Source organism: Pseudomonas sp. SDO55104_S430 (assembly GCF_054070595.1).
Window position 1 is genome coordinate 1 of sequence record NZ_JBSVXG010000223.1, and the last position, 9,212, is coordinate 9,212.

At 59.2% G+C, this 9,212-nt stretch carries 10 protein-coding genes; 4 read left to right on the top strand and 6 right to left on the bottom strand.

The features are described 5' to 3' along the window. Window positions 1-67: 67 nt before the first annotated feature. The 3 genes from ACW9JE_RS25510 to ACW9JE_RS25520 all read right to left on the bottom strand — a co-directional run bounded on the left by ACW9JE_RS25510 (window position 68) and on the right by ACW9JE_RS25520 (window position 2,128). Complete coding sequence (locus ACW9JE_RS25510) at window positions 68-937, bottom strand: DUF6279 family lipoprotein (protein WP_457434311.1); 870 nt, start codon at window positions 935-937, stop codon at window positions 68-70. A 77-nt stretch (window positions 938-1,014) separates the two neighbouring features. After that, window positions 1,015-1,737: a TorF family putative porin gene (locus ACW9JE_RS25515; protein WP_224536159.1), complete on the bottom strand. Its 723-nt coding sequence runs from the start codon at window positions 1,735-1,737 to the stop codon at window positions 1,015-1,017. A gap of 202 nt (window positions 1,738-1,939) precedes the next feature. Continuing rightward, the gene (locus ACW9JE_RS25520) at window positions 1,940-2,128 is read right to left on the bottom strand and encodes a hypothetical protein (protein WP_224536161.1); all 189 of its coding nucleotides are present in this window, start codon (window positions 2,126-2,128) and stop codon (window positions 1,940-1,942) included. Window positions 2,129-2,477: 349 nt separating this feature from the next. On the opposite strand from ACW9JE_RS25520, the gene ACW9JE_RS25525 reads away from it, so the two are divergent. From ACW9JE_RS25525 to ACW9JE_RS25540, 4 genes are all read left to right on the top strand, one after another. After that, window positions 2,478-3,314, top strand: a complete 837-nt coding sequence (locus ACW9JE_RS25525; protein ID WP_457434312.1) for a CvfB family protein — start codon at window positions 2,478-2,480, stop codon at window positions 3,312-3,314. Window positions 3,315-3,411: 97 nt separating this feature from the next. Then, on the top strand, window positions 3,412-4,344 hold the full coding sequence (locus ACW9JE_RS25530) for a DMT family transporter (RefSeq protein ID WP_224536165.1): 933 nt from the start codon (window positions 3,412-3,414) through the stop codon (window positions 4,342-4,344). A gap of 76 nt (window positions 4,345-4,420) precedes the next feature. Continuing rightward, a complete protein-coding gene (ptrR, locus tag ACW9JE_RS25535; protein ID WP_224536167.1) occupies window positions 4,421-5,314 on the top strand; it encodes a putrescine utilization regulator PtrR in 894 nt (297 codons plus the stop codon). Between the two features lie 138 nt (window positions 5,315-5,452). After that, a complete protein-coding gene (locus ACW9JE_RS25540) occupies window positions 5,453-5,581 on the top strand; it encodes a PA1414 family protein (protein WP_007914492.1) in 129 nt (42 codons plus the stop codon). A gap of 238 nt (window positions 5,582-5,819) precedes the next feature. Here the strand turns inward: ACW9JE_RS25540 and ACW9JE_RS25545 are convergent, their stop codons facing one another. From ACW9JE_RS25545 to speB, 3 genes are all read right to left on the bottom strand, one after another. Beyond that, window positions 5,820-6,071 (bottom strand): phosphopantetheine-binding protein, encoded by a 252-nt coding sequence (locus tag ACW9JE_RS25545; protein ID WP_224536169.1) that lies wholly within the window; start codon window positions 6,069-6,071, stop codon window positions 5,820-5,822. A gap of 191 nt (window positions 6,072-6,262) precedes the next feature. Beyond that, the gene (locus ACW9JE_RS25550; protein ID WP_224536170.1) at window positions 6,263-7,642 is read right to left on the bottom strand and encodes a sodium:solute symporter; all 1,380 of its coding nucleotides are present in this window, start codon (window positions 7,640-7,642) and stop codon (window positions 6,263-6,265) included. Between the two features lie 273 nt (window positions 7,643-7,915). Further along, window positions 7,916-8,866 (bottom strand): agmatinase, encoded by a 951-nt coding sequence (gene speB / locus ACW9JE_RS25555; RefSeq protein WP_224536172.1) that lies wholly within the window; start codon window positions 8,864-8,866, stop codon window positions 7,916-7,918. Window positions 8,867-9,212: the final 346 nt, after the last annotated feature.

Below are 9,212 nucleotides of genomic sequence, written 5' to 3' on the forward strand. Positions count from 1 at the left end.
ACATATGTTTGGCTGACACAATGCAATCGCGAGCAGGCTCGCTCCCACAGAGGTAAATGTACAGGCATCAACTCTGTTTCGCGGCTCTCAGGCACTTGAGGTCGCTGAAGTCCTTTTTCACCCCTTCGATTTTCGTCTGCAAGCGCTGACGCTGCACCGGCGTACTCTGCGCCATCAGATCCACGAACAGCGAGCGCGCCTGGGCTTCGGTTTTGGCGAAGGCCTGTTTGTATTCCGGTGTCCACAGGCGCTCGCGGTTGACCAGCAGGGTTTCGATTCGCTGTGGGAAGCCCGGGTCATGACGCTGCGCCACCGCCGCGCTGAACTGCTTCTGCCAATGCACGCGGTTGGCCAGCCACTGAGTGTTCTGGTCGCCCAGCGCATTCGACCACGCCACGACGCGCTGCTGCTGCGCCGGATTGAGCGGTCCGATCCAGTCATCCAGACGTTTCTCCATACGCTCACCGCGTTCCTTGATCTGCTGATCGAGGGACGGCTTGAGGTACTGCGCCTGGCGTTTGCGCTGATCCTTGACGAAAGCCTCGTTCATTTCCGCCACCTGCTGGTCGTTCAGGCCTTGCAGCAATTCGATGGCCGAAGGCGTGATCTCCTTGGCGGTTTCGGCGATGGCCTGTTCGGCTTCCTCAGTGCGTGCCTGCAGGGCGGCGTCGGTGACCTGATTGGTCGTGACCATGGTTTGCAGGCGGTCCAGCCAATCCAGGTAACCGGGCATTTGCGTGGTGCAGTGCCAGCTCAGGTGCTCCTTGAGCCGATCGTTGAACCAGCTTTTCTGCTCGCCGTTCATGTCCAGGTAATCGCCGAGCGTCCAGGGAATGATCACGTCGAGATTTCGATAGGCCAGGCCCATGCGGCTGCACGCGCCCAAGGCGAGGGAGAGGGTGAGTACAAAGGCTAAGTGTTTCAACCAGCGCGACATGATCGAATCCTTGCGAGAGCCTGGTTTCGGAGTCTGATTCCCATCTGAACGCAGAATGAGCCCGGCAGTTCAGCCGATCAATAGAAGCTGCGTTCGGCCTTCAGGGTCAGCAGTCCGTCGCATTGGCTGTTGTGCCCGGAATACGCCGAGCAACTGCTGCCGTTGAGGCTGGAGTCGCTGTAGATCAGATTGAGATCGATGCCCATGAACGGTCGGGAAAATTTCATCGACCAATCGGTAAAACTGCTGACATAGCCACCGTCCACGGCGACCGGTGTGTTCAACCGATGCGTGGTGTATTTCATGCTGATCCCGATGCCGAATGGTTCATTGCCACCTAGGTCGGCGAACAGCGTGCTGTTGCGTTTGTCGGGGTCGTTGCTGAAGGCGGCGCCGAAGCGGCTGCGCAGCAAGGTCAGGCCGCCGTAGAGTTCCTGGCTGTCGAGCGTGTCCAGTTGCGGATAGTTGTAATGGATGACGCCGATTTCGTAACCCAGATTCTGGTCGAAGGGCTGTTTAAAACCGGCGTAGGAATCGATTTCGAGGGTGTGTTCGGGGTTGATGCCCGCGCTGGGCGACCATTGGCCGAAATAGAAGCCGCTGTCGTGAGTCAGGTCCAGGCCACCGTGGAATGAGCCCGTGGCCGATGGCTTGACCAGGCCCTGGGCCATGCTGCGACTGGGGCTGGTGCCGAGTTTGAGATCGAAATCCCCCAGTTCGCGCTGGAAAATCTGACCGTGCGCCACTGAACACGCCAGCAGCGTGTATAGGGGCAACAGGAAACCGAAAGGCTTGAGCACGCTTCACTCCCTTGAACAGCGAGCACAGCTTGAGCTGAAACGCTTGATTTAGACGCGTGAAAGCATACCGGCGAATGCCCGGTAACGGATACCGTTCGTCGATTTTTAGAGGAGGGGTTGCGAGGAGTGCAGGAGAGGTCTGGCGTCCGGTCCAAGCGCTTCGAGAGTCAAAGCGCCTGTGGACCCGATAAAGCTGAAGTAATTACTTCTTGCCCAGGCTGATCTGCTTGGACGGGGCGAATGTCTGGCCGCTGACACCCTTGGCAATTTGCTGGATTTCACCGCCGGATTTGAGGAACGCTGCGATCTGGCTGTTGAGCGATTCGCTGGTTTCGACGGCAGGAGCTGGTTTTACTGGGCTTTTGGATGCTTTTACGCGCATGGCGGCCATTAACCTTCAGGAAATTCAAATGGCCACGTATCGTACAGGAATGAGCTGCAATTTGCTTGGCTAATATCCCCGTGATATTCAGGCGGACATGAATAGAGCGTGGATAATTACTTTTCGAACTTTCCCTAAGTCGCTGTTTTAAATAAAAAACATGGTCCGGAAAATTTCAGTCTGCAGGCTGGCGGCGAGCGCCCCTAACCCTGGCCACGGTCTGACGAACGGCCGGTTGCCCCTGCAAAGCTCGCGAAAATGAAGGCCTGGGATGGAATTTCTCGTCAGGCAGGCTTCGCCGCCCGACGCAACCGGTAAAACCGGGTAGAATGCCGCCCACGTAATGAGGGTATTGGACATGGCTTTAGTCGGGCGTTACAACAGTTTGCAAGTGGTTAAACACACTAACTTCGGTTTATATCTGGACGGTGGCGCGGACGGCGAAATTCTTTTGCCCAATCGTTATATTCCAAAGGATATTCCCAGCGAAGATGAAGACTGGCTGAACGTTTTTGTTTATCTGGACAGCGATGACAAACTAATCGCAACTACCGAAAAGCCGAAAGTTCAGGTCGGTGAATTCGCCAGTTTGAAAGTAGTTGAAGTCAACAGTATCGGTGTGTTCCTCGACTGGGGACTGCCGAAGGATCTGTTGCTGCCATTCTCGGAAGAGAAACGTCAGATGAAGGCCGGCGAATATGCCGTGGTGCACGTTTATCTCGACAAGCACACCCGTCGCATCACTGCGACGACGCGCCTGGACCGCTACCTGGACAAGACCTCGGCCAGCTACACGCCGGGCCAGGAAGTCGATCTGCTGGTCGCCGAAGCCACCGACATGGGCTTCAAGGCGATCATCAACAACAAGCACTGGGGCCTGATCCACAAGAACGAAATCTTCAAGTTCATGCGCGCCGGCAAGCAAGAGAAAGGCTTCATCAAGGAAGTGCGCGGCGATGGCAAGATCAGCCTGAGCCTGCAACCGGTCGGCCAGGAAGCGGCAACCAGCCTGAATTCCAAGATTCTCGCCAAGTTGCGCGAAAACAACGGCAGCCTCGCGGTCAGCGACAAGAGCGATCCGACGGTGATCAGCGACATGTTCGGCGTCAGCAAGGGTAACTTCAAGAAGGCAATCGGTGCGTTGTACAAGAATGGCCAGATCGTTATTCATGCCGATCGCATTGAATTGACTTGAGTTCGAGTAACAATATGATTCTCGCCCCGGCCCTGTGCCGGGGTTTTGCTTTTTACTGCCGAGTCATTGCCATGGATTGTTCAAGAGAGGTTTCCCGATGAGCGTCACCCGACGCAGCGCCGATGGATTTGCCCTGCAGGTGATGCTGGTTCTGTGTCTGGTCTGGGGCGTCCAGCAGGTGATGATCAAATGGGCGGCACCGGATATCGCACCGGTCATGCAGGCGGCCGCGCGGTCAGGCATCTCCGCGCTTCTGGTCGGCCTGCTGATCTGTTGGAAAGGTGGCTGGGATCAGGTGGGCGGCACCTGGCGCGGCGGCTTGTTGGCCGGCGCGTTGTTCGGTCTGGAGTTCTTCTTCATTTCCGAAGGACTGCAATTGACCACGGCTGCGCACATGTCGGTGTTCCTCTACACCGCGCCGATCTTCACCGCGCTGGGCGTGCACTGGCTGTTGCCGAGCGAACGCCTGCGACCGTTGCAATGGCTGGGGATCCTGCTGGCGTTCATTGGCATCGCCATTGCGTTTGCCGGTGGCGTGTCCTGGGACAACCTCGATCCGCGCATGTTGATGGGCGATGCGCTGGGCGTACTCGCCGGTGCCGCCTGGGGCGCGACCACGGTGGTGGTGCGGGCTTCCCGGCTGTCCGAAGCGCCGGTGACTCTGACCTTGTTTTATCAGTTGATCGTCGGCTTCGTCGGCTTGCTGCTGATCGCACTGTTAAGCGGCCAGATAACCCACGTCAGCCTGACCGGCGTGACCCTGACCAGCGTGCTGTTCCAAGGCGTGGTGGTGTCGTTCTTCAGTTATCTGGTGTGGTTCTGGCTGCTGCGCCGTTACCTGGCCGCGAACCTGGCGGTGTTTTCCTTCATGACCCCCCTGTTCGGCGTCACCTTCGGCGTGGTGTTGTTGGGTGAAAAGCTCAGCCTGAATTTCGTCATCGGTGCGGTGCTGGTGCTGCTGGGTATCACCTTCGTCAGTGCCGAGCAGTGGCTGCGTCGGCGATTGCGCAAGGCGCTGGGGCAATCCTGAAACCGTCTGGCCGATTCGATTGACATTCTTTGTAAAAGAACAATAGTGGGCGACTTGTTCTTGTTTGGAGAATGGCGTGGAATTCAGCCAATTGCGCATCTTTCAGGCCGTGGCGCAGGAAGAGTCCATCACCCGTGCCGCCGAGCGCCTGCACCGCGTACCGTCTAACCTGTCGACCCGGCTCAAACAGCTCGAAGAACAGCTCGGTGTCGAGTTGTTCGTCCGCGAGCGTCAGCGTTTGCAGCTTTCACCGGCGGGAAAAGTCCTGCTGGACTACACCGCCAAGCTGTTCGCCCTGCACGATGAAGCCCATGCGGCGGTGCAGGGCGGGCAACCTGCCGGCGACTTCGTGCTGGGCACCATGTACAGCACCGCCGCCATTCACCTTCCCGCGCTGCTGGCGCGTTATCACCGGCGTTATCCGGCAGTGAACCTGCAAGTGCAGTCCGGCCCCAGTGGCGAATTGTTCGAAGGTTTGCTCACCGGACGGCTCGATGCGGCGCTGGTGGACGGCCCGCCGGGGCTGGCGGTGCTCGATGGCGTGCTGCTTTGCGAGGAGCGCATGGTGCTGATCAGCGAGGCCGATCATCCGCCGGTGCAGAGTGCGCGGGATGTGGAGGGGCGTTCGGTGTTCACCTTTCGCCAGGGCTGTTCCTACCGGATGCGTCTGGAGTCCTGGTTTTCCCACGATCAGGCGGCCATGGGCCGGGCGATCGAGATCGAGTCCTATCCGGGCATGCTCGCCTGTGTGATCGCAGGATCCGGCGTGGCGCTGATGTCGGAGTCGATGCTTGCCAGCCTGCCGGGGCGCGAAAGTGTGGCGGTGCACCCACTGCCGGAGGCGTTCGCCAGTGCGACGACCTGGCTGATGTGGCGCAAGGGCATGGTCGGCGCCAACCTCAATGCCTGGATCGAGGAGCAGCAGACGCTCTTTCCGTCGGCGCCGCGCCAGACCAAGGCGATTGCATGATTTAATCGTTTCCGATTGTGATGGATTCAGTAACAGATCATTGCCACTTTGGGCGAGCATTGCTCTGGACTTCGGACTATTATCAGTTCGAAGCGATCAAGAATTTGGGTCGCTCGGCATTACCCTGAAGGGGGCAACATGAAAGAGAAAATTCAAAACTGGCTGCATGACCTGGGTGTCGCGCTCGGTTTGATCGAACCGCCTCTGCAACCTGTGCCGATTCGCACCGATGACGAACAGCGTCGACGTCAGCAGCGCCGCCGGTAACGTCGCCTCTTGAGGGCGATGCCTGTGGCAATGGGCTGCCTGTGGCGAGGGGGCTTGCCCCCGCTCGGCTGCGAAGCAGTCGTAAAATCGCCTGATGCTTTCTAACTGATACACCCGGATTGAATGGTCTTGGGGCTGCTTCGCAGCCCAACGGGGCGGTGCGACGTTTCGACAAGCCCCCTCGCCACAAAAGCCCGCTCCCCGCGATGACTTGATGACTTGATGACAAGTCAGTCACTCAATGCCGCCCAATCTCCATCAAAAACCGACTCAAGTCATTCGCCGTCCTGGCCGTCTTGAGCATCTGGTCTTCCTCGGCGGTGAACGCCGTCAAACCGAACTCATCCTCCAGATGGAAGATCAGTTCTTCGATGTCCGTCTTGTCCAATCCCAACTGCGCCAGGCTGGCGTTGTCGTCGAAGTCTTCCTGATTCTCCAGCAGGCGGCTGATGAAGCGGTGCACGGCGGCGCGGACGGCGGCTTTTTTCATGATGGTTCTTCGGGTGCGTCGGGTTTTATCGTCCCTGCGAGTTCCTGAAGGGTTCCTGAAGATGAGTACAGCAGGCTTCAGCGGGGTGAGCGCTGCCGCTCGTCAATCGAGGTTTTCTCCGGGCGAAAAAAAACGGGTGTGGCGACCGACGCCACACCCGTCGAAGAAAGCATCAAATTGTCATGTTCGGCTTAGATGGCGCTCGCCACCGGCGCAGGGCGGCGGGACATCAGGCTCACCACGACAAAGCTCACCAGACCTACCGCCAGGCTGTAGTAGATCGGAGTGTTGGCATCCAGACCGTCCTTGACCATGAACAGCAGGGCAGTGGCAAAGCCCAGGCCCATGCTGGCGATGGCGCCGGCGGTGGTCGCGCGTTTCCAGAAAATCGCACCGATCAGCGGGATCAACATACCGCCCACCAGCAGGTTGTAAGCCAGGGTCAGGGCGCTGATCACGTCGTTCACTACCAGGGCGATACCCAGAACCACGAGACCGGTCAGCAGGGTCACCAGGCGGTTCATGCTCAGGCTCGACTGCTTGCCGCCACGCAGTTTCGGCAGCAGGTCTTCACTCAGGGTGGTTGCAGCGGCCAGCAGGCCGGCGCTGGCGGTGGACATCATGGCAGCCAGTGCGGCAGCGATCACCAGGCCACGGATACCGTCCGGCAGGGACAGTTTCACGATCGCGGCGAAGGCGTTGTTGACGTTGTCCAGATCCGGGATCAGTACGTGAGCGGCCATGCCGATCAAAGCACAGGCCAGACCGTAGATGATGCAGTAGACACCGGCAGCGGTACCGGCGTATTGCGCGACTTTGGCGGTCTTGACGGTGAACACCCGTTGCCAGATGTCCTGACCGATCAGGATGCCGAAGAAGTAGATCACGAAGTAGGTGATGATGGTGTCCCAACCGATGGTGGTGAAGCTGAAGCTCGCCGCCGGCAGTTTGGTGACCAGCTCATCCCAGCCGCCCACGCGGTACATGCAGATCGGCAACAGGATGAACATCAGGCCCACGGTCTTGATGATGAACTGGACGATGTCGGTCAGGGTCAGTGACCACATGCCGCCGATGGCCGAGTAGATCACCACCACACCACCGCCGACAAGTACCGACAACCAGAACGGCAGGCTGAACAGCACTTGCAGCACGGTGCCGATTGCCAGGATCGAGACCACGCCGATCATCAGGGCGTAGGCCAGCATGATCACCGCGCTCGCGGAACGGGCCATCGGGTTGTAGCGTTTTTCCAGCACCTGGGTAACGGTGTAGATCTTCAGTTTCAGCAGCGGCTTGGCGAGGAACAGGTTCAGCGCCACGATCCCGCAACCCAGTGCGGCGCAGAGCCAGAAACCGGAGATGCCATGCACGTAGCCCAGGCGCACGGTGCCGACGGTGGACGCGCCACCCAGAACCGTTGCCGCCATGGTGCCCATGTACAGCGTCGGGCCCAGGTTACGACCGGCAACGAGAAACTCTTCGTTGGTCTTGGCCTTGCGCATGCCGTAGTAGCCGAGTATCAACATCGCGGCTGCGTAGATGAGTACGACGAATAAATCCAATGCCATGATGGCGGTCTCCGATTGTCTTTTTTATGTGAGGCAGGAAATCAATCTGTAGGAGCAAGGCTTGCCCGCGAACCGCTTTGCACAGTCTGCCAGGCATACCGCGTCATCCTTCTTCGCGGGCAAGCATCGCTTCTACGGGTCAGGCGATCTGTCGCATCGCCTGTGGAACTGGCGCATCCGGGTGCCAGGTATCACGCAATACCGGCAGGGTTCGAAAGCGCGGAAAGCGCAGCCGGGTTCACCGAGCCAGGCTGCGAAATCGTTGGCCGATCCTCAGCGGTGGACTACGCCAGGCAGTACGCAGAGCATTTCGTACAGCAGGTTGGCGGCCAGCAGCGAGGTGTTACCGGTGGTGTCGTAAGCGGGCGAGACTTCTACCAGATCGCAGCCGATCAGGTCGAGGCCTTGGCAGCCGCGAATGATCTCGATCGCCTGAATGGTGGTCAGGCCGCCGATTTCCGGGGTGCCGGTGCCAGGCGCCCAGGCCGGGTCGATGCCGTCGATGTCGAAGCTCAGGTACACCGGACCGCCGCCGACTTTCTCGCGAACTTCGGCCATCAGCGGATCCAGGGACTTGTGCCAGCACTCTTCGGCCTGGACCACGCGGAAGCCCTGGTTGCGGCTCCAGTTGAAGTCGTCAGCGGTGTAGCCCTGGGCGCGCAGACCGATTTGCACGACGCGGTCCGGGTCGATCAGGCCTTCTTCGACGGCGCGACGGAAGGTGGTGCCGTGGGCGATTTTCTCGCCGAACATGTGATCGTTCACATCGGCGTGAGCGTCGATGTGCACCAGGCCGACCTTGCCGTGCTTTTTATGGATGGCACGCAGGATCGGCAGGGTGATGGTGTGGTCGCCGCCCAGGGTCATCGGGATAACATCGTGTTCCAGGATGTTGTCGTAGGCTTCTTCGATGATGCGCACGGCGTCGAGCAGATTGAAGGTGTTGATCGCCACGTCGCCGATGTCGGCAACCGACAGCGAGTCGAACGGAGCAGCGCCGGTGGCCATGTTGTACGGGCGGATCATCACCGATTCGGTGCGGATGTCACGCGGCCCGAAACGGGTGCCGGGGCGCAGGGAGGTACCGATGTCCAGCGGCACGCCAACGAAGGCAGCGTCCAGACCGGCAGCAGTAGGAACATGGGGGAGTCGCAGCATGGTGGCGATGCCGCCGAAGCGCGGCATTTCGTTGCCGCCCAGTGGTTGGTGAAGAATCTTTTCCACGGGAAAGGCCTCATCGTCATTGTTTTATTTATGCAGTCGAGCCCGCTCACGGAAGGCGGGCGCCGCTTTGGACCGATTCTGCGAAATGTAGTGGCCGGGAAGAATCGCTACGGGCAAATACTTAGTTCAGATTTTTCTAAACTAATGCTGAGGGCGGCGGTAGACTTCCTCCATTCGCAAACCGCACAAAGTTAAGGCAAAGCGCGATCCTTGTAGCAGCTGGCGAAGCCTGCGTCCGGCTGCGAAGCAGTCGCAAAACCTGAATGCGAGGTCTGCCTGAAGCACCGCGTTGCCTGATTTCACGACTGCTGCGCAGCCGGACGCAGGCTTCGCCAGCTGCTACATG

Coding starts and splice junctions, on each gene's coding strand:
- ACW9JE_RS25520 (WP_224536161.1), bottom strand. CDS start 2,128: ATGGCCGCCATGCGCGTAAAAGCATCCAAAAGCCCAGTAAAACCAGCT.
- ACW9JE_RS25540 (WP_007914492.1), top strand. CDS start 5,453: ATGAAAGAGAAAATTCAAAACTGGCTGCATGACCTGGGTGTCGCGCTC.
- ACW9JE_RS25510 (WP_457434311.1), bottom strand. CDS start 937: ATGTCGCGCTGGTTGAAACACTTAGCCTTTGTACTCACCCTCTCCCTC.
- ACW9JE_RS25525 (WP_457434312.1), top strand. CDS start 2,478: ATGGCTTTAGTCGGGCGTTACAACAGTTTGCAAGTGGTTAAACACACT.
- ACW9JE_RS25545 (WP_224536169.1), bottom strand. CDS start 6,071: ATGAAAAAAGCCGCCGTCCGCGCCGCCGTGCACCGCTTCATCAGCCGC.
- ACW9JE_RS25530 (WP_224536165.1), top strand. CDS start 3,412: ATGAGCGTCACCCGACGCAGCGCCGATGGATTTGCCCTGCAGGTGATG.
- ACW9JE_RS25550 (WP_224536170.1), bottom strand. CDS start 7,642: ATGGCATTGGATTTATTCGTCGTACTCATCTACGCAGCCGCGATGTTG.